This window comes from Cellulomonas sp. P2_B4 (assembly GCF_056404795.1).
This window is the reverse complement of sequence record NZ_JBFUDI010000006.1, coordinates 340,737-359,532: the sequence shown is the minus strand read 5'-3', so window position 1 is coordinate 359,532 and position 18,796 is coordinate 340,737. Positions and strand designations below refer to the sequence as shown.

At 73.7% G+C, this 18,796-nt stretch carries 14 protein-coding genes and 1 tRNA gene; 6 read left to right on the top strand and 9 right to left on the bottom strand.

Going from position 1 to position 18,796, the window contains the following annotated elements; genetic code table 11:
* The first annotated feature begins 4 nt into the window (after positions 1–4).
* Genes AC1DZC_RS13145 through AC1DZC_RS13130 form a run of 4 tightly spaced genes read left to right on the top strand, consistent with a single transcriptional unit; the run spans position 5 to position 3,906 of the window.
* Positions 5–388, top strand: coding sequence for a globin (locus tag AC1DZC_RS13145; RefSeq protein WP_477038878.1), 384 nt, complete (start codon positions 5–7; stop codon positions 386–388).
* Positions 388–1,245 (top strand): acyl-CoA thioesterase, encoded by an 858-nt coding sequence (locus AC1DZC_RS13140; RefSeq protein WP_477043585.1) that lies wholly within the window; start codon positions 388–390, stop codon positions 1,243–1,245. Before AC1DZC_RS13145 ends, AC1DZC_RS13140 begins: the two co-directional genes overlap by 1 nt.
* Before the next feature lie 56 nt (positions 1,246–1,301).
* The gene (locus AC1DZC_RS13135; RefSeq protein ID WP_477043584.1) at positions 1,302–2,276 is read left to right on the top strand and encodes a DNA topoisomerase IB; all 975 of its coding nucleotides are present in this window, start codon (positions 1,302–1,304) and stop codon (positions 2,274–2,276) included.
* Positions 2,277–2,331: 55 nt separating this feature from the next.
* Complete coding sequence (locus AC1DZC_RS13130) at positions 2,332–3,906, top strand: SDR family oxidoreductase (protein WP_477043583.1); 1,575 nt, start codon at positions 2,332–2,334, stop codon at positions 3,904–3,906.
* On the opposite strand, the gene AC1DZC_RS13125 is transcribed toward AC1DZC_RS13130, so the two are convergent.
* The 7 genes from AC1DZC_RS13125 to AC1DZC_RS13095 all read right to left on the bottom strand — a co-directional run bounded on the left by AC1DZC_RS13125 (position 3,903) and on the right by AC1DZC_RS13095 (position 13,667).
* Positions 3,903–4,382, bottom strand: coding sequence for an acyl-CoA thioesterase (locus AC1DZC_RS13125; protein WP_477043582.1), 480 nt, complete (start codon positions 4,380–4,382; stop codon positions 3,903–3,905). The two genes, AC1DZC_RS13130 and AC1DZC_RS13125, sit on opposite strands and share 4 nt — an antisense overlap.
* Positions 4,383–4,391: 9 nt before the next feature.
* Complete coding sequence (locus AC1DZC_RS13120; RefSeq protein ID WP_477043581.1) at positions 4,392–5,996, bottom strand: GTPase; 1,605 nt, start codon at positions 5,994–5,996, stop codon at positions 4,392–4,394.
* Positions 5,993–7,804 carry a GTPase family protein gene (locus AC1DZC_RS13115; protein ID WP_477043580.1) on the bottom strand — a complete coding sequence of 604 codons (1,812 nt, stop codon included), beginning with the start codon at positions 7,802–7,804 and terminating at the stop codon, positions 5,993–5,995. Before AC1DZC_RS13115 ends, AC1DZC_RS13120 begins: the two co-directional genes overlap by 4 nt.
* A 180-nt stretch (positions 7,805–7,984) precedes the next feature.
* Positions 7,985–9,667, bottom strand: coding sequence for an energy-dependent translational throttle protein EttA (gene ettA, locus AC1DZC_RS13110; protein ID WP_477043579.1), 1,683 nt, complete (start codon positions 9,665–9,667; stop codon positions 7,985–7,987).
* Between the two features lie 171 nt (positions 9,668–9,838).
* Positions 9,839–10,357, bottom strand: coding sequence for a single-stranded DNA-binding protein (locus AC1DZC_RS13105; RefSeq protein ID WP_477038872.1), 519 nt, complete (start codon positions 10,355–10,357; stop codon positions 9,839–9,841).
* Positions 10,358–10,488: 131 nt separating this feature from the next.
* Positions 10,489–11,946 carry a GTPase gene (locus AC1DZC_RS13100; RefSeq protein WP_477038871.1) on the bottom strand — a complete coding sequence of 486 codons (1,458 nt, stop codon included), beginning with the start codon at positions 11,944–11,946 and terminating at the stop codon, positions 10,489–10,491.
* Positions 11,943–13,667 carry a dynamin family protein gene (locus tag AC1DZC_RS13095; RefSeq protein WP_477043578.1) on the bottom strand — a complete coding sequence of 575 codons (1,725 nt, stop codon included), beginning with the start codon at positions 13,665–13,667 and terminating at the stop codon, positions 11,943–11,945. Before AC1DZC_RS13095 ends, AC1DZC_RS13100 begins: the two co-directional genes overlap by 4 nt.
* A 138-nt stretch (positions 13,668–13,805) precedes the next feature.
* Between AC1DZC_RS13095 and AC1DZC_RS13090 the strand changes: the two genes are divergently transcribed.
* Positions 13,806–13,878 (top strand) — tRNA-Arg (locus AC1DZC_RS13090).
* Positions 13,879–13,910: 32 nt separating this feature from the next.
* Here AC1DZC_RS13090 and AC1DZC_RS13085 read toward each other — a convergent pair.
* Positions 13,911–14,942, bottom strand: coding sequence for a TIGR03885 family FMN-dependent LLM class oxidoreductase (locus tag AC1DZC_RS13085; protein ID WP_477038870.1), 1,032 nt, complete (start codon positions 14,940–14,942; stop codon positions 13,911–13,913).
* Positions 14,943–14,999: 57 nt separating this feature from the next.
* On the bottom strand, positions 15,000–15,911 hold the full coding sequence (locus AC1DZC_RS13080) for a helix-turn-helix transcriptional regulator (RefSeq protein WP_477043577.1): 912 nt from the start codon (positions 15,909–15,911) through the stop codon (positions 15,000–15,002).
* 181 nt (positions 15,912–16,092) lie between these two features.
* Here AC1DZC_RS13080 and AC1DZC_RS13075 point away from each other — a divergent pair, with 181 nt between their 5' ends.
* Entirely contained in the window at positions 16,093–18,792 is a 2,700-nt protein-coding gene (locus AC1DZC_RS13075; RefSeq protein WP_477043576.1) for a glycoside hydrolase family 3 protein, read from the top strand.
* Positions 18,793–18,796: the final 4 nt, after the last annotated feature.

Below are 18,796 nucleotides of genomic sequence, written 5' to 3'. Positions count from 1 at the left end.
GCCCGTGAGACCCGACTCCTTCTATGCCGCGGTGGGCGGGCACGAGACGTTCGTCCGGCTGGTCGACGAGTTCTACCGGGGCGTGGCCGACGACCCGGTGCTGCGGCCGATGTACCCCGAGGAGGACCTGGGGCCGGCTGCCGAGCGGCTGACGATGTTCCTCGAGCAGTACTGGGGCGGACCGACCACCTACTCCGACCAGCGCGGGCATCCCCGGCTGCGGATGCGGCACGCGCCGTTCAAGGTGAACCCGGACGCCCGCGACCGCTGGCTCCTGCACATGCGCGCCGCCGTGGACACCCTCGACCTGGCCCCCCTGCACAAGGCCGAGCTCTGGGACTACCTCGAGCGTGCCGCGCACTCGATGCTCAACACCTTCGAGGACTGATGACGACAGACCCCATGAGGCCCGTGCTCGACATCCTGCGGCTCGAGGCGACCGAGACCGACGTCTTCACCGGGTCGTCGCTCCCCCAGCCGAGCGGTCGCGTGTTCGGCGGCCAGGTGCTCGCGCAGGCGCTGCTCGCCGCGGGCGCGACGGTCCCCGACGGCCGGCTCCCGCACTCGCTGCACGGGTACTTCCTGCGCGCGGGCGACGTCGCCGAGCCCATCACGTTCGCGGTCGAACGGCTGCGCGACGGCCGGTCGTTCACCGCCCGCCGGACCCACGCGCTGCAGGACGGATCGGCGATCCTGTCGATGATCACCTCGTTCCAGGAGTCGCAGCCGGGCATCGACTACTCCGACCCGATGCCCGAGGGGATCCCCGCGCCCGAGGACGTACCCTCCGCGCTGGACGTGCTCGGCGCGATCGACCACCCGGTCGCCAAGTTCTGGACGCAGGAGGCCGCCTTCGACGTGCGGCACGTGAACGGGCAGATCTACCTGGGCCCCGCGGCGGACGTGACCGGGCAGCAGTCGGTGTGGTTCCGGTCGCGCGGCCCGCTGCCGGACGACCAGCTCCTGCACCGCGCGCTGCTCGCGTACGCGTGCGACCAGGTGATGCTCGAGCCGATCCTGCGGCGCTCGGGAAAGTCCTGGGTCACGCCCGGCCTGTCGATCGCGTCGCTCGACCACGCCATGTGGTGGCACCGCGATGTACGAGTCGACGACTGGCTGTTGTACGTGCAGTCGTCGCCGAGCGCGCAGGGCGGTCGCGGGCTGGGCGCGGCCCGCGTGTTCACCCGCGACGGCACCCTCGTCGCGTCCGTCGCCCAGGAGGGCATGGTCCGCTTCCCGGACTGATAGCCATCGCCACGCTCGGCGAGCGCGACCGCCCGGGTCGGGCGACACTGCCTCGCATGGTCCGCCTGCGTCGTGTCCGCATCGACTCCCCCGGCTGGTCGCGACGCCGCGCCGGTCGAGGATTCGTCTACCTCGATGTCTCGCGGGAGCGGATCGCCGACGAGGACGAGCTCGAGCGGATCGTCTCGCTCGCGATCCCGCCGGCCTGGCGCGAGGTGTGGATCAGCCCCTGGCCGAACGGCCACATCCAGGCGGCCGGCCTGGACGACGCCGCGCGACGCCAGTACGTCTACCACCAGCAGTGGCGGGTTCGTCGCGACCGCCTCAAGCACGACCGGGTGCTGGAGATCGCCGCCCGGCTGCCCGCCGCGCGTCGTCGGGTCCGCCGGGACCTGCAGCTCGAGGGGATGCCGCGGGAGAAGGTCCTGGCGCTCGCCTTCCGGCTGCTCGACCTCGCCTACCTGCGCGTCGGCGGCGAGGGCTACGCGGCACGGCACGGGTCGTACGGGCTCGCGACGCTGCTGCGCTCGCACGTCTCGGCCAGCGATGACCGCGTGCATCTGCGCTTCCCCGCCAAGTCGGGCCAGATCAGGGACACGGACGTCGAGGACGACGACGTCGCGACCGTGATCCGCTCGCTCAAGCGGCGCTCCGACGACGGTGACGAGCTGCTGGCGTGGCGCGAGGGCGACACCTGGCACGACGTCACGAGCGTCGACGTCGGCGCCTACATCAAGGAGCTGCTCGGGCCCGATGCGACGCCCAAGGACTTCCGGACGTGGCACGCGACGGTGCTCGCCGCGCGAGGCCTCGCCGACGCGGGGCCAGCCCCCTCGTCGGAGCGCGCCCGCCGGCGGGTGGTCACGCAGGTGGTGCGGGACGTGGCCGACGAGCTCGGCAACACCCCGGCCGTGTGCCGCGCCTCGTACATCGACCCGCGGGTCATCGACCTCTGGGAGCACGGCCAGGCGATCACGCCGACGCGTTCGCAGGTGGTGGCCGAGCGCGAGACCCTCGCGCTGCTGTCCTGAGCGTCTCTCAGGCTGCCCGGGTGCGGTCCCGCCCGTCCGAACGCACACTGCCCAGGTGACGACTGCCCCGGACGACCTCCTTCCCGCGCCCGTCGCGGACACGCTCGGGGACCTCGTGCCCGGCCTCGACGCGTCCGGGCAGGCACGCCCGGACGCGCCGCTGGTCGCCGTCACCGGCGTCACGGGGTACGTCGGCGGCCGGCTGGTGCCCGAGCTCCTGGCGGCGGGCTACCGGGTGCGGGCGATCGCGCGGAACCCCGACCGGTTGCGGGGCCGGCCCTGGTACGACCAGGTGGAGCTCGCGCGCGCCGACGCGTCCGACCTCGCGCAGATCCGCGAGGCGCTGGCCGGCACCGATGTCGCGTACTACCTGATCCACTCGCTCGGCTCGGGCCGCAGCTTCGAGTCGACGGACCGCCGCACCGCGCTGACGTTCGCGCAGGCGGCCCGCGAGGGCGGGGTCCGTCGGCTCGTCTACCTCGGCGGGCTCTACCCCGAGGGCGAGGACCTCTCGCCGCACCTCGCGTCCCGCACCGAGGTCGGCGAGATCCTGCTCGCGTCCGGCGTGCCGACGACCGTGCTGCGCGCCGCCGTCATCCTCGGGTCGGGCTCGGCGTCGTTCGAGATGATGCGCTACCTCACCGAACGGCTCCCGGCGATGACGGTGCCGCGCTGGGTGGACAACCGGATCCAGCCGATCGCGATCCGCGACGTCCTGCGCTACCTGGTCGGCTCGGCAGCGATGCCTGCCGACGTCAGCCGCGGCTTCGACATCGGCGGACCCGATGTCCTGACCTACCGCCAGATGATGCAGCGCTACGCGTCGGCCGCCGGACTGCGGCCGCGCATCATCGTCGGGGTCAAGGTCCTCACGCCCCGGCTGTCGAGCCTGTGGGTCTCGCTCGTGACGCCGGTGCCGTCCGGGCTCGCCCGGCCCCTGGTGGAGTCGCTCGTGCACGAGGTGGTGTGCGACGAGCACGACATCGCCGAGCACGTGCCCGACCCGCCGGGCGGCCTCATCGGCTTCGACCGCGCGGTCCGGCTCGCGCTGCGCCGCGTGCACGACGCGGCGGTCAGCACACGGTGGTCGTCGGCGGCCGTCCCGGGCGCCCCGAGCGACCCGCTGCCCAGCGACCCGGACTGGGCAGGCGGCTCCCTGTACGTCGACGAGCGACGGATCGAGGTCGACGCCTCACCGGAGGCGCTGTGGCGGGTGCTCGAGGCCGTCGGCGGCGAGCGCGGCTGGTACTCGTGGGGGCTCGCGTGGCGCATCCGCGGCCTGGCCGACCGGCTCGTCGGCGGCCCGGGTCTGCGGCGCGGTCGTCGCGACCCCATGAGCCTGCTCGTCGACGACGCCGTCGACTTCTGGCGGGTCGAGGCCATCGAGGAGGGCGTGCTCCTGCGCCTGCGCGCCGAGATGCGCGTGCCCGGGCTGGCCTGGTTGGAGCTCCGCGTGGAGTCGAGCCGGCCCACCGTGTTCGCGCAGCGGGCGCTGTTCCATCCCAAGGGGTTGCTCGGGCAGCTCTACTGGTGGTCGGTCTACCCGTTCCACGGGATCGTGTTCGGGGGGATGCAGCGCAACATCGCGCGCGCCGCCGAGGCCGCGGAGCGCTCTCGGATCAAGGACTAGCCGCGACGGCGGATCGCCACGGGCTCCTCGACGTACGGCTCCCAGGCGGCGCGCTCGTCGGGCCCGATCCGCATCGGCTTGCCTGTCGCGGTGCTGACGAGCACGACCGTGGTCGCGGCGCGTGCGTAGACGACGGGCGCCTCGCCGTCGACCAGCGGGTCGCGCATCTCGTAGCACACGTCCAGGCTCGCCCCGCCGAGGTGGCCCAGCCACATCTCGACGACGACCGGCGTGCGGCGGTAGCTCAGGGGGCGCAGGTACTCGATCTCCTGCCGGGCGACCAGGGTCGACATCTGCGCGGCCGGTCCCGCGTCGAGCACGGCGGTCGGCCAGGGGGCCAGGTCGCCGGCGGGTGCCCGCCAGAAGGCCGTGATGCGCGCCTCTTCGAGGAGCGTGAGCATCGCGGCGTTGTTCACGTGCTGGTACGCGTCGAGGTCGGACCAACGCAGCAGGACGGGGATCTCGAGGCGCGCCATCCCCCGATCCTAGGAGGCCGCCCTGAGCGCGGCGGCACGGCACCGGGCCAGCGCGTCCAGCTCGGCGGCGACGGGCCCGACCACGTGCTCGTCGACCKCCGCGACGACGGACCTCTCCAGGCGACGGCGCACGCCGGCCGCGCGACGACGACCGGCCAGCCGACCGACGAGGCGGCCGAGCCCCGCGACGAGCAGACCGGCCAGCACGCCGCCGACCAGCAGGAGCGTCGGCACCGGGATGCCCCAGCGCATCGGCGTCTCGGGCTGCGGCAGCTTCAGCAGCCCCATCCCGGCGAGCAGCAGGAGCCACACGAGCCCGGCACCGGCGACGACCAGAAGGATCCACTGCAGGAACGCCAGCGCGCGCCACGACCACGGCGTCCGGGACCTGGTGACGGGGACACGGACCACCGTGCGGTCGAGGACGTCGTCGAGGTCGACGGAGGCGGCGCGCGACCGTGCGGCGAGCACCCAGGCGTCCGGGGCGCCCGCGGTCGCGGCGTCGACGTAGCCGCGCAGCGCGATCACGGCGGCGGCCCGGGCGCCGGCCGCGGGCGGCTGGCGCGACGACCGGACGAGATCGTCGGGAGCGCTGGCTCGACCGAGCCCGAGCCGGCGCAGCGGGTCGGGCCGCAGCTGCGCCACCCAGCGCGTGACGGGCCATCCGGTCGCCGCCTGGGCCGACCGGCGCGTCGACCGACGGACCGCGTCGGTGACCTCGTCGATACCCGCGGCCGTCCCCCACGCCTGCACGAGGGCGTCGCGCGCGGCCGCCTCCCGGCGCGGGTTCGGCGGCGCACCGCACGCGGTCACGAGCGTCTGCGCGGCGGCCCGCGCGTCCGCCGTCAGGCGCTGGGTCGCCGCGAGCCGTCGACGTGCGGCCTCCGCCAGCAGCTCACGCAGCTCGGCGATGCCGTCGCCCGTCGCCGCGCTGGCGGCCAGCACCGTCGCGCCGCCGAGCCCGTCCTCGACCGCCAGCCGGCGCAGGTCCGCGAGCATCGCGCGTTGCTCGTCCGGGGTCAGCCGGTCCGCCTGGTTCAGCACCAGGACGACGACGCTCGCGTGCTCGCGCAACCCGCGCAGGTACCGCGTGTGCAGCGCCGCGTCCGCGTACTTCTGCGGGTCGACCACCCAGACCAGCAGGTCGACCCGGTCGTAGAGGCGTTCCGCGACGGCGCGGTGCTCCGTGACCACCGAGTCGTGGTCGGGCAGGTCGAGCAGCACCAGACCCGTGGCCGAGTCCCGCAGGGCTGGGCTCGCGGCGACGTGTCGCTGCCCGACGTCGAGCCAGTCGAGCAGCTCGTCGACGCCGTCCGCGGACGGCTCGGACCGTGCCGGAACGACGAGCGCGACCGGCTCCCCGGTGGTCGGGCGCGTGACGCCTGGGACCGCGATCGGCGCGTCGGCCAGGGCGTTGAGCAGCGACGACTTGCCCGACCCCGTCGCACCGGCGAGCGCGACCACCGTGTGCTCGCCGGACAGGGCGAGCCGTCGCCCCGCGCGGTCGACGACCTCCTGCGCCCGCGCGAGCGCGTCGTCGGGCAGGCGGCCGCGCGCGAGACCGACGGCCTCGTCCAGCGCGGCCACCCGGGCCCGCGGATCGATCCCGCTCACCCGCGCCGCCATCGGTTCCACCAGCGCACCGGCGTCACGTCCTGCACAGGGGCCTCGGCCCGACGCGCCCCGACCCCGCGCAGGCTGCCCCGGCCGCCGCGGGTCTCGACGACCGACCAGCTCGCGCGCGCCGCCATCGCCTCCGTCACGCGCTCGACCGAGGCGCGCAGGTCGGAGCCGTCCTGCGACGCCGCCCCGGTCGCGTCGAGCTGCCGCGTGAACCGCGCCGCCTCCTCGTCGAGCAGCGACTGGGCGCGCGCCGCGAGCCGCTCGTGCGCCTCACGCGTGAGGCGCCGGACGGCCTCGTCGCCGAACACCGCCTCGAGCACCCGCTGCGCGAGGATCGCGGCACCGGCGGCGATGCCGACCTCCGCGCCGGTCAGTCCGCCGGTGGTCGAGAACACCGCGACCATGAGCACCGCGCCGAGCCCGTTCACGCCGTAGGACAGGGCGCGAGCCGTGGTCCGCCGGCCGGCGCCCTCGCTCTCGACGAGGGCGAGCACGTCGCCCTGCCAGCCGCGCACCTGCTCCGCCGTCCGCGAGCGCAGGTCCGCGGAGGCCCGGCTGAGGGCGAGGCCGTCGAGCAGGGCTGCACCGGCGGGGTCGTTGCGCCAGGTGGCGTGCGCGGACTCGGCGGCCTCTTCCGCGGCGTCCTGGATGACCGCCGAGAGCCCGTGCGCCACCGCCTCGACGAGGGCCGGCTCGGGCGTCCGCCGACCGCGCACGAAGCCGACGACCTTGTCGCGCAGCCGCGAGACCCCCTGCTCGAGCGACCGGAACAGCTCGCTCGTCCCGACCACGTCCTGCCAGCGCGCCAGCACCTCGCCGCGCAGCAGGGACCCGTCCGAGGTCGCGTGGGCCACCTGCTCCGCGGCCCCGGCGTACGCACGCTCGATGCCCGCCCGCAGGCGCTCGTCCGCGGCTCGCTGCTCGTCAGCCGCGGTCGCGAGGTCCAGCGTGCGCCGGGCGACGTCCGCGACGGCTCCGTCCCAGGTGGCCGCGAGCGCAGCGGACCGCGTGCCCGGCTCGGTCGCCGTCGCGGTGAGGAAGTCGGCGATCGGCCCGACCGCCGCCTCGGGCAGCAGGCCGTCCTCCAGCGACGTCTCGGGCACGAGCAGCACCTGCGCGGCGGCCAGCCCGGCCTCGTCGAGCATGCGCCGCAGGTCGTCGCCGACCGCCTGCTCGGTGCCTTCGTCCACGCGGTCGAGCACGATCGCCAGGTGCGTCCCCCGGCGGGCCGCGTCCGCCAGCAGCTCCCACGGGACCGCGTCCGCGTACCGGGCGGCGGTCGTGACGAACAGCCACACGTCGGCCGCCGCGAGCAGCTGGGCGGCCAGGACGCGGTTGGCCTCCTCGACCGAGTCGACGTCCGGGGCGTCCAGCAGCGCCAGGCCACCGGGCAGCACCTCGGACGCGACGAGCCGGAGCCCGGCACCCGCCTCCCTGCCGGCGACCCGCGCCAACGACGGCAGCACGCGGTCCGTGCTGAACCAGCGGGCATCCAGGGGGTGGTGGACGAGCACCGGCGAGCGCGTGGTCGGCCGCAGCACGCCCGGGGCGCTCACCTGCGCACCGACCAGCGAGTTCACGATCGTCGACTTGCCCGCGCCGGTCGAGCCGCCGACGACCACCAGGACCGGGGCGTCGGGGTCGCGCAGGCGCGGCAGGAGGTAGTCGTCGAGCTGGTCGAGCACGCGGGTGCGGTCGGCCCGGCCGGTCTCCGCCGTGGCGGTCTCCAGCGGCAGCCGGACGTCTGCGACGCGCCCGCGCAGGGTCAGCAGGGCGTCGGCGAGCTCGTCGTGCGCCATCGCCCCGCCTCCTGCCTCGTCGTCGACCCCACACGCCCAGCTCGTCGCGACCCGCGCCGGCGTCAGGATCCCCGATCGGTCGTCGGGACCCCGACTCTGTCGTGCCGCGCCCCTGCGCGCTACCCGGCGGGTGCGACGACGGCCCGCCCGACACGTGGTCGGACGGGCCGTCGTGGGCCGTCAGTCGCGGCGCAGCTTGCGGTAGGTCACGCGGTGCGGGCGGGCGGCGTCCGCACCGAGCCGCTCGACCTTGTTCTCCTCGTAGGAGGCGAAGTTGCCCTCGAACCAGTACCAGTTGGCCGGGTCGTCCTCCGTGCCCTCGTAGGCCAGGATGTGCGTCGCCACCCGGTCGAGGAACCACCGGTCGTGGGAGACCACGACGGCGCAGCCCGGGAACTCGAGCAGCGCGTTCTCCAGGGAGCCGAGCGTCTCGACGTCCAGGTCGTTGGTGGGCTCGTCGAGCAGCAGCAGGTTGCCGCCCTGCTTGAGCGTGAGCGCGAGGTTGAGACGGTTGCGCTCACCACCCGAGAGCACGCCTGCCGGCTTCTGCTGATCCGGGCCCTTGAAGCCGAACGCGGCGACGTAGGCGCGCGAGGGCATCTCGACGTTGCCGACCTTGAGGAAGTCCAGCCCGTCGGAGACGACCTCGAAGAGCGTCTTCTTGGGGTCGATCCCGCCGCGCGACTGGTCCACGTAGCTGATCGAGACGGTCTCGCCGACCTTGAGGTCGCCGCCGTCCAGCGGCTCGAGGCCGACGATCGTCTTGAAGAGCGTCGTCTTGCCGACGCCGTTCGGGCCGATGACGCCGACGATGCCGTTGCGGGGCAGCGTGAAGCTCAGGCCGTCGATGAGCACGCGCCCGTCGAAGCCCTTCTGCAGGTTGGCGGCCTCCAGGACGATCGCTCCCAGTCGCGGACCCGGCGGGATCTGGATCTCCTCGAAGTCCAGCTTCCTGGTGCGGTCCGCCTCGGCGGCCATCTCCTCGTAGCGGGCCAGTCGCGACTTCGACTTGGTCTGGCGGCCCTTGGCGTTGGACCGCACCCACTCCAGCTCCTCCTTGAGGCGCTTCGCGAGCTTGACGTCCTTCTTGCCCTGGATGGCCAGGCGCTCGCCCTTCTTCTCCAGGTAGGTGGAGTAGTTGCCCTCGTAGGGGTACAGGCGGCCGCGGTCGACCTCGCAGATCCACTCCGCGACGTGGTCGAGGAAGTACCGGTCGTGGGTGACGGCGAGGATGGCGCCGGGGTAGTCCTTCAGGTGCGCCTCGAGCCAGAGCACGCTCTCCGCGTCGAGGTGGTTGGTGGGCTCGTCGAGGAGCAGCAGGTCGGGCTTCTCCAGGAGCAGCTTGCACAGGGCCACGCGGCGGCGCTCGCCACCGGAGAGCACGGTGACGTCGGCGTCCGGCGGCGGGCAGCGCAACGCGTCCATGGCCTGCTCGAGCTGAGCGTCCAGGTCCCACGCGTCGGCGGCGTCGATGGCCTCCTGCAGCACGCCCATCTCGGCGAGGAGCGCGTCGAAGTCGGCGTCGGGCTCGCCCATCAGCACGGAGATCTCGTTGTAGCGGTCGAGCTTGCCCTTGATCTCGGCGACGCCCTCCTCGACGTTGCCGAGGACCGTCTTGGCCTCGTTCAGCGGCGGCTCCTGCTGCAGGATGCCGACCGTGTAGCCCGGGCTGAGGCGCGCCTCGCCGTTGGACGGCTGGTCCAGCCCGGCCATGATCTTCAGGATCGTCGACTTGCCCGCGCCGTTCGGTCCGACGACGCCGATCTTGGCGCCGGGCAGGAAGTTCAGGGTGACGTCGTCGAGGATCACCTTGTCGCCGTGCGCCTTGCGCGTCTTGTACATGGAGTAGATGAACTCAGCCACTGGCTCTTCGTCCGCCTCGGGTGCTCGTGGAGGTGCCCGCCTCGGCCGGGGGCCGACGACTCTGACACTGCTGACCGGCCCCCGCGACGCGATCGGCCGCGCGACTGCCGTGAGCAGTACCCGCGCGGTCCGACCTGCGTCGTCGGGTTGCCGGTGCCCCAGCCTAGGCGATCACCGCACCCCGGCCAGTGCCGGGAGCGTGTCCTCGTCGGCCACGTCGCCGGCCGGCACGAGGTTCGCGTCGGTCTCCTGGTCGACCAGCTCCTCGAGGCCGCTGACGTCGGCGGGCTCCTTCGCCTCGTCGGACCCGGCCGCCGACCCGCTCGTCGTCCGCGCGAAGTGGCTGCTGCCGAACGCGAGGTCGTGGCCGAGCGAGGTGGCCTCCAGGACGAGGGACGTGCGGGGGCCGTTCTCGGAGATCCACTCCTCGGTGGAGAGCCGACCCTGCACGATCACGGGGTCTCCCTTGCGCAGCGAGCGCGCGACGTTGACCGCGGTGGTCCGCCAGACCTTCACGTTGAACCACTCCGTCTGGCCGTCCTTCCACGCGCCGGTCTGCTTGTCGAACCAGCGGCGGGTGCTGCCGAGCCGGAACGTGCTGAACGGGGTGCCGCCGTCGTTCTCGTGGAAGTTGCGCACCTCCGTGCCGATCCAGCCGACCACGGTCAGGTCCAGGGACTGTGTGCTCATCGATGCCTCCAGTGCCGGGCGCCCCGACGGGTGCGGGGCTCGTCCGGCCAGCCTCGACGCGCGACACGGTGCACGGGCACCCGGATCCCGGATCCGTGCGACGAGGGCTGAGCCAGGGGGCTGTGGACGGGTCAGCCGCGCGCGGACGCGAGGAGCTCGCGGACCTTGCGGTGCTCGGCGAGCACCTGCTCGGTCGGTACGGCGAGCCGGGCGCGCGAGACGCTCTCGAGCGCCGCTCGACCGTCGCGCAGGACCTGCTCCGAGCGTCGTCGCGCCGCGGCCGAGCGTGCGGCCCGGCCGGCGAAGAGGGCGACGACGGCTCCGACGAGGGCGACGACGGCGGCCACCGGCGCCCAGGTGTTGGCGTCGCCGTCACCCATCGCCGAGCCGACCGCCACCGACCCGAGCACGAGCGCCGCACCCGCGAGCACGATCGCCAGCACCCCGAGCCCGAGCGCCAGCCCCGACCGGCGCGCGGTGACGCTCAGCTCGGAGATCGCGTCCGCGACCGCGAGCCGCAGCTCGGCCGTCGAGGCGACCCGTGAGCCGATGTCCTGCGCCCACCGCTTGGGCAGCCCGTTCGTGACCGTCTCGAGCCACATCCCGCGGGCCAGGGCGACGGCATCCTCCTGCACCGCCCCGAAGCCCTCGGCCGGGGCGGTCCCACCGCGGACCGCGGTCGCGACCGAGCTCGCCACCGACGACAGGCCCACCGAGCGGGCGAGCGTGTCGACCGTCTCGCCGAGGGACAGCGTGGCGGGCTCCCGGGTCGCGACCTGCGTCTGGAGGGTGGTGACGGCATCGTTCAGCTCGGCCCCCGCGTGCCTCGCGGCGAGCGACTGCGAGGCCACGACACCCGCGAGCGCCTCCCGCAGGCCCCTGACGCCCTCGCCGGTCGTCGCCGAGGCCGACGTCACCGGGACACCCGTCAGGCCGTCGTCGACGAGCAGGCGTTCGAGGTCGGCGACGAGGGACGGCCGGACGTCGGGCGAGACGGTGTCGACCTGGTTGAGCACGACGACCATCGACGACTCGTGGCCGACGAGCTGACGCAGGTAGCCGCTGTGCAGCGCGTCGTCGGCGTACTTCTGCGGGTCGACGACCCACGCGAGCAGGTCCGCCTGCGGGATCAGCCGGTCGACGACCTCGCGGTGCTCGGGAGCGATCGAGTCGTGGTCGGGCAGGTCGAGGAGCACGAGCCCCCGCAGGGACGCCTCCGACTCCCCGTCGAGGAGGCTCTCGCGCGCGATCCGACGCTCGGGCACGACGCCCAGCCAGTCGAGCAGGGCGTCCGCGCCGTTGCCCCAGACGCACGCGGTGATCTCCGACGTGGTGGGCCGGCGCACCCCGACGTCCGCGAACTGCAGGCCGCTGATCGCGTTGAAGAGGCTCGACTTGCCGGAACCGGTGCCGCCGACGAGCGCGACGACGGTGTGGTCGACGCCGAGCGCGAGCCGTTCGCGCACGCCGTCGATCGTCGTCGAGACCCGGGCCGAGGCCTTGGGCGAGACGCGACCGTCGGCGACGGCCAGGGCGCGGTCGAGGGCCTCGACGCGCGCGGTGAGCAGGGCGGTCTCGTCGGTCGTCACGTCAGTCCCTTGAGCACGGCGAGCCTCAGCCGCAGCCGGGAGGCGGCGTCGTCGGCGAGGTCCGGGTCGGCGAGCACCTCACCGACGGCGGCGCGTTCGAGGGCGGCGTGCGCGGCCGCCCGGTCCACGAGGTCGGTGCGCAGCTCGTCGACGGCCCGGTCGCCGGCCTCGTCGATCAGGGACACCAGCAGGTCGCGCGCGTCCTGCACGCCGGCCGCGGCGGTGAGCGCGATCGCGGCGAGCCCGTCGTCGCCGAGCGCTCGTTCCGCCTTGCGCCGACGACGTGCGGCCCGCGACGCGTCGACGGCGGGCTCGACCGCGAGGGCGGCACGCACCACCCGGACGCCCTGCGCGATCCAGGCGCGAGCGGCCTGGTCCGCAGCGGAGCGCCGGTTGCCCACCGCCGCCCAGGACGCGTCGACCGACCGCCCACCGTCGGGACCGTCGGGTGCCACGAGCGCCGCACGCAGGGCGTGCTCGGCCTGCCCGCCCGCCGCGGACAGCGTCGCGGTCGCCGAGTTCTCGAGGTCCTCGACGAGCGGCGCGATCCGTGCGGACCGGGCGCGACCGTCGCGCGCCGAGCCGCGCACACGACCCTTGCCGCTCACGATCTTGTCCAGCGGCGCGCCCGCCGACGTCAGTGCCGACCACCGGGCGCGGACGGCGCCGTCCGCGACGGCACCTGCGCGGATCGACTCGGCCGACTGGGCGACGGACCGCGCGAGCACGTCGTCGAGCACCGAGCCGATCGCCGCGGCCGCGTCGGCCTGGGCCTGCACGGCGTCCGCGAGCTCGTCGACCCACGGCCGCAGCGCCGCGAGCGAGCCGCGCAGCGTGCGTCCGATGACGGTGCGCGCCTTGTCCGGGCCGGCCAGCATCGCGAGCCAGCGCTGGATCGGCGACACGGACGACGCCGGCAGCAGACCCTCGTGCGGTCCCAGGTCCGGCACCACGAACAGCGGCGACCCCTGCAGCCCGTTCTCCCGCAGGCGCCCGAGCAGGTCGCCGCGGACCGTCGGCAGCGACGCCGGGGGCACCCGGTTGAGCACCATCGCGATCGAGGCGCCTCGCTCCACCGCGCCCTGCAGCACGCGCCACGGCAGCGCGTCGCCGTAGCGGGCGGCCGTCGTGACGAACAGCCACAGGTCCGCGGCCTCGAGCAGCCGGTGCGCCGACTCGCGGTTCGACTCCAGCACCGAGTCGAGGTCGGGAGCGTCCAGCAGCGCGATCCCCCGGACCATGTGCTCGTCGGCGACGACGCTCACGGACTCCAGCACGGGGTGGTGCGAGAGCAGCTCGGTGTCGAGGGGGTGGTGCACGAGGACCGGGCGCCGGGTGGTCGGTCGCAGCACGCCGGCCGTGCTGACCTCGGCTCCGACCAGGGAGTTCACGAGCGTCGACTTGCCCGCACCCGTCGACCCCGACACGACGACGACCGCAGGCGCCGACAGCTCCGTGAGCCGGGGCACGAGGTGCTCCCCGAGCTGGTCGACGAGTCGGTCCCGGGACGCGCGGGCGACCTCGATGCCCTCGATCTCCAGAGGGAACCCGGTCTTCTCGACGTCCCGTCGAAGGTCCTTGACGGCGTCGAGCAGGGACGTCTGCGCGAGCGGGCGGGCGAGGATGTCGCGCGGGTCGTCCGCGACATGGCGCGCGGAGCCGACCAGTGGCTGCGCGTACTGCGCGGGCTGCACTGGAGCCGTGCCGGGCTGCGCGCTCACGCGACCATTGTCCCGGTGCGATCTGACCTGGCAAAACGCCACGCGGTTCCGAATCCGGGCGGTTCGTCCGCCCGACGTCCCCGCGCCTGCGACCTGCACGTCGCCGATTAGGCTGTGCCAGGCGTGCACGCACGCCCGGCCCCCGTAGCTCAATGGATAGAGCAACGGCCTTCTAATCCGTAGGTTGCAGGTTCGAGTCCTGCCGGGGGCGCCTCCGCACGGCCGCGACGACACCGTTCCGGCTCACGCAGCCACCTGCTTCAGCTGGGGCAGGAGGTGCTCGGCCGCCATGTCGACGAACGCGTCGAGGGCCGCGCTGCGCGGCGTGCTCGTCGGCGCGGCATCGTCGTGCTTGTCGTCGCTCGGACGCGGGTCCGTCGCCACCTGGTGGAGGTAGACCGCGTCGAAGCCGATCGCGACCAGCTCGCTCAGGCGGTCGGCGAGGCGCGCCGGGTCGTGGTCGACCAGCACGCTGCGACGCACGGCCTCGTCGCTGACGTGCTCGCCCGCTGAGTCGAACGCCTCCGGGGTGTCGAGGTCCCAGGCGACCGGCGGTCCGAACACCTGGTTGCGCCACTGCTCACGCGCCACCTCGAACGCCGTGCGCTCGTCGGGCGCCCAGGAGACGTGCACCTGCAGCGCGATCTCGCCTCGACCGCCCGCGTCCCGGTACTCGTGCACCACCCGCTCGAGGATCTCGGGGCTCTGGTTCACCGTGACCAGACCGTCAGCCCAGCCGGCGTGGGCCCGTGCGGTCGCGGGCGTGACCGCGGGGCCGATGAGCAGCGGCGTCTCGTGGGGAACCGTCCAGAGCTTCGCGCGGTCCACGGTGACCAGGCCGGTGTGCGTGACCTCCTCGCCGTCGAGCAGGGCGCGGATGACGTCGACGCACTCCCGCAGACGCGCGTCCCGCTCGGCCTTGGCCGGCCACCGGCCGCCGGTGATGTGCTCGTTGACGTTCTCCCCCGAGCCCAGCGCCACCCAGAAACGTCCGGGGAACATGGCCCCGAGGGTCGCGACCGCCTGCGCGATGATCGCCGGGTGGTACCTCTGGCCGGGGGCGTTCACCACGCCGAACGGCAGCCGCGTCGTCGCCATCGCGGCCCCCAGCCAGGTCCATGCGAAGCCGGAGTGCCCCTGCCGGACCGACCAGGGCGCCCAGTGGTCGGAGCACATAGCGGCGTCGAAGCCCGCCTGCTCCGCGCGCTGGGTGGTCGCCAGGAGCGCAGCGGGATGGACCTGCTCGTGCGAGTTGTGCAGTCCGACGATGGTCATGGGGATCGGTTCTACCCGGTTCGTCGCGTACCGGCACGGTGAGCGGCCGGGTGCCCGTCACTCGGAGAGGCGACCGGTCAGCTCTCGACGCCTGGGCTCCGGCACCAGGCTGCCGCTCCCGTCGTTCGAAACGAGCCCGTGGTCCGCTACGAGCTGCGCCAAGCGCCGCTGGGATGGCGACCGCGGAGCCGCCGCGTGGACGACCATCCGCTGACCGGGGTCCTCGGGCAGCGGGACGGAGTGTGCCTCGAGGGTGAGGCGCCCGACCGTCGGATGGTTGATCTCGCGCACGCCCGACGTGTCTGCTGCCACGTCGTACGCCGCCCACCGACGGCGGAAGTCCGGGCTCCGCGCGGTGAGCTCGTCGACGAGCGCACAGAGCCCGAGGTCCGACGGCGCGCGCCCTGAGCTCCCGCGCAATAGGGACGCCGTGAGGTCGGCCATGGCGTCCCAGTTGCTCCAGAAGGTCCACGCACCCGGGTCGCAGAAGATGTAGCGCGCGTGGTTCACGGGTCGCGCCGGGCTCTCGTAGAGGGGCAGGTAGAGAGCGCGCCCGAGGTCGTTGGCGGCGAGCACGTCGAGCCTGTCGTCGACGACGCAGCACGGCAGGTCCGTGGCATCGAGCCACTGCTGCACGAAGGGACGCACAGACTTGGTCCGTGGCGCACGAGAGTCCGCCCGGTTCGTGGACGGCGGGGAGCGCAGCAGGTCGGCCAGATGGTCGCGCTCGACGTCGTCGAGCCGCAGCGCCTGGGCGAGGTTCGCGAGGACCGACTCGGAGACCCCCGCGACGACCCCTCGCTCCAGCCGTCGGTAGTACCCCGTGCTGATCCCGGCGAGGCTCGCCACCTCGTCCCGCCGAAGGCCCGCGACACGGCGGGCGCCCCCGGGCGCGGAGAGTCCGGCGCGCTCCGGGGTGATGCGTGCCCGACGCACCATGAGGAACTGGCGCAGCGCTTCGTTGCGCATCCCCCGATGCTGGCCCCGGCGACCGGTACCCGCCAGGCGAGCCGCCCCCGAGGGGGGACCAAGGTTGGGCCCCTCTCGGGGGTCGACGCCCGCGCCGCGACGGGGGTCTCATCGGCAGTGACCAGACCGTGACCGGGACCTTCCCCGGAATGCGGACCGTCCTCGACGTGGAGGGCCTGTCATGACGCCGGAGCTGATCTCGCGGGGAGCGCGCAGGGCACGACTGGCGATCGCCGCAGCGAGCGCGACCGCCCTGGTCATCACCCTCCAGACGGGCCTGCCAGCCGCGGCGGCGCCCGGCGACCCGTGGATGAACACCGCCTTGTCACCCGACCAGCGCGCCGTGCTGCTGCTGCAGGCGATGACGCTGGAGGAGAAGGTCGAGCTCATGACGGGCGACCAGGGCGCCGGTCCGGCGGCGTTCTACAGCGCGCCCATCGAACGTCTGGGCATCCCGGAGCTGAGCATGGCCGACGCCACCGCCGGCATCGCGTCCCGCGGGTGGCTGCTCCCCGCGACCGCCGACAGGGCGACCGCCATGCCGACCAACCTGGCGCTCGCGGCGACCTGGGACCCGGCGAGGGCCCGCGACTATGCGGGGGTCGTGGCCGACGAGGCCCGGCAGACCGGTCACGAGGTGCTGCTCGGCCCCAACTCCGACCCGACCCGCAACCCGTTCTGGGGCCGGCAGGCCGAGTCGGCGAGCGAGGATCCGCAGCTCAACGCCGCGATGGTGGTGCCCTTCGTGCAGGAGGTGCAGGCCCGCAACGTGATCGCCGACCTCAAGCACTACACCGCCTACACGCAGGAGACGTTCCGCGGCGGGCTGCAGAACGCGGTCGTCGACGAGCGGACGCTGCGCGAGGTGCACACGGCCGCGTACGAGGCCGCCATCACCCAGGCCGACCTCGGCTCGGTGATGTGCTCGTTCAACAAGATCAATGGTGTGTACTCCTGCGAGAACGAGTTCACGCTCAACCAGATCCTTCGCGACCAGCTCGGCTTCCAGGGCTTCGTGCTCACGGACTTCGGGGCGATCCACTCCACGGAGGCGTCGGTCGTCGCCGGGACGGACATGGAGACGGGCACGCGGGCGTTCTACGGCGACGCGCTGCTCGCCGCCGTCGACGAGGGTCGCGTCCCGGTCGAGCTGGTCGATCGGGCGGTGCTGCGGATCCTGCGCACGATGTTCGCCATCGGCATCTTCGACAACGACTACACGCCGACGGCGATCCCCGTCGCGGAGCACGGCGCCGTGGCCCGCGAGGTGCAGGAGGACGCCATCACCCTGCTGAAGAACGACGCGGACGCGCTGCCGATCGACGGCGACGCGATCGACTCGATCGCCGTCGTGGGCGCCGACGCGACGATCCCGTCGACGCTCGGCGGGTCCGCGTACGTCCAGGCGACGTACGAGGTGTCGCTGCTCGACGCCATGCGCGAGCGCGGACGGGACCTCGGCGCGCAGGTGCGTTACGCCCAGGGCAATGACCCGGTGAACGGGGCGAACATGATCGAGACGGCCGACATGACCGCCGTGCCGTCGTCCGTGCTGCGACCCGAGCGCGGGATCGGCGACGGGCTCACCGCCCGCTACTACCCGAACGCGGACTGGTCCGGCGCCCCCGGCCTGACGCGCACGGAGCGGCAGGTCGCGTACGACGTCGGGTTCATCGGCGGGTCACCCGCCTTCGCGAGCCTGTACGGGTCGCAGGTGCAGCCGACGCCGATCCTCGCCGGAGCCGGCCCCGCGGGCGGTGGCGACCAGTCGGTCCGGTACACGGGCAGCCTCGTCGCGCCCAGCACGGGCGCCTACGTCCTCGGTGCTACCGGGTGGGGCGACGCGCGCGTCTACCTCGACGACCAGCTCGTCGTCGACATGACGGGCGCCGATGGTCGTCGCGACGTCCGCTCGCAGCCGCTCCAGCTCCAGGCGGGGCAGGAGTACGGCCTGCGGGTCGAGTACTCCCAGGACCACCCACTGGTCGGCCTGCAGCCCGGCACGTTCCTCCTGCAGTGGTCCGCGCCCGCCGACGCCCTCCCGCCGTCGATGACCGAGGCGGCAGCGGCAGCAGCCGCCAGCGACGTCGCCGTCGTCTACGTGCGCACGTACGAGAGCGAGGAGCGGGACATGGTCTCGCTGAAGCTGCCGCAGAACGCCGAGCAGCTCATCCGAGCCGTCGCGGCCGCCAACCCGAAGACCGTCGTGGTGGTCTCGACCGGCACCGGCGTGACCATGCCGTGGGTCGACGCCGTGCCGGCACTCGTCCAGAACTACTTCGGCGGGCAGGAGGAGGGCCACGCACTGGCCGCGATCCTGTTCGGCGACGAGGATCCGTCCGGCCGCCTGCCCGTCTCCTACCCGCGCAGCGAGGACGCCCTGCCGGAGGGCGTCCAGAACCCGTGGCTCGACGACGAGAACGTCGAGCTCACCGAAGGTCTGGACATCGGCTACCGCGGCTACCTCGCGGCCGGGGTGGACCCCCGGTTCGTCTTCGGGCAGGGGATGTCGTACACCCAGTTCGCCATGGACCGGTTCCGTGTCGGGAACGTCCTGCGCACGACCGGGGGCCAGGACACGATCGACGTGCGGCTCCGGCTGCGGAACGTCGGAGACCGCGACGGGACCGAGGTGGTCCAGGTGTACCTGGGTCCGCTCCCGGGCGTCGACTCCCCGCCGCGCAAGCTCGCGGGCTTCGCCAAGATCGAGCTGGGCGCCGGGAAGCGCGAGCAGGTGAGGATCGAGCTGGACCGACGCGACTTCTCCTACTGGGACGCCGACGCCGACACGTGGGTCACGCCCACCGGCCAGGTCGAGGTCTACATCGGACGATCGGCCCTCGACGTCGAGCTCGCCGGCACCGTACGGGTCCGCGACTGACGCG

Excerpts from the sequence above, each read along its gene's own strand:
- AC1DZC_RS13140 (WP_477043585.1), top strand. The coding sequence starts at position 388 with ATGACGACAGACCCCATGAGGCCCGTGCTCGACATCCTGCGGCTCGAG.
- AC1DZC_RS13135 (WP_477043584.1), top strand. The coding sequence starts at position 1,302 with ATGGTCCGCCTGCGTCGTGTCCGCATCGACTCCCCCGGCTGGTCGCGA.
- AC1DZC_RS13125 (WP_477043582.1), bottom strand. The coding sequence starts at position 4,382 with ATGGCGCGCCTCGAGATCCCCGTCCTGCTGCGTTGGTCCGACCTCGAC.
- AC1DZC_RS13115 (WP_477043580.1), bottom strand. The coding sequence starts at position 7,804 with ATGGCGCACGACGAGCTCGCCGACGCCCTGCTGACCCTGCGCGGGCGC.
- AC1DZC_RS13105 (WP_477038872.1), bottom strand. The coding sequence starts at position 10,357 with ATGAGCACACAGTCCCTGGACCTGACCGTGGTCGGCTGGATCGGCACG.
- AC1DZC_RS13085 (WP_477038870.1), bottom strand. The coding sequence starts at position 14,942 with ATGACCATCGTCGGACTGCACAACTCGCACGAGCAGGTCCATCCCGCT.
- AC1DZC_RS13080 (WP_477043577.1), bottom strand. The coding sequence starts at position 15,911 with ATGCGCAACGAAGCGCTGCGCCAGTTCCTCATGGTGCGTCGGGCACGC.
- AC1DZC_RS13075 (WP_477043576.1), top strand. The coding sequence starts at position 16,093 with ATGACGCCGGAGCTGATCTCGCGGGGAGCGCGCAGGGCACGACTGGCG.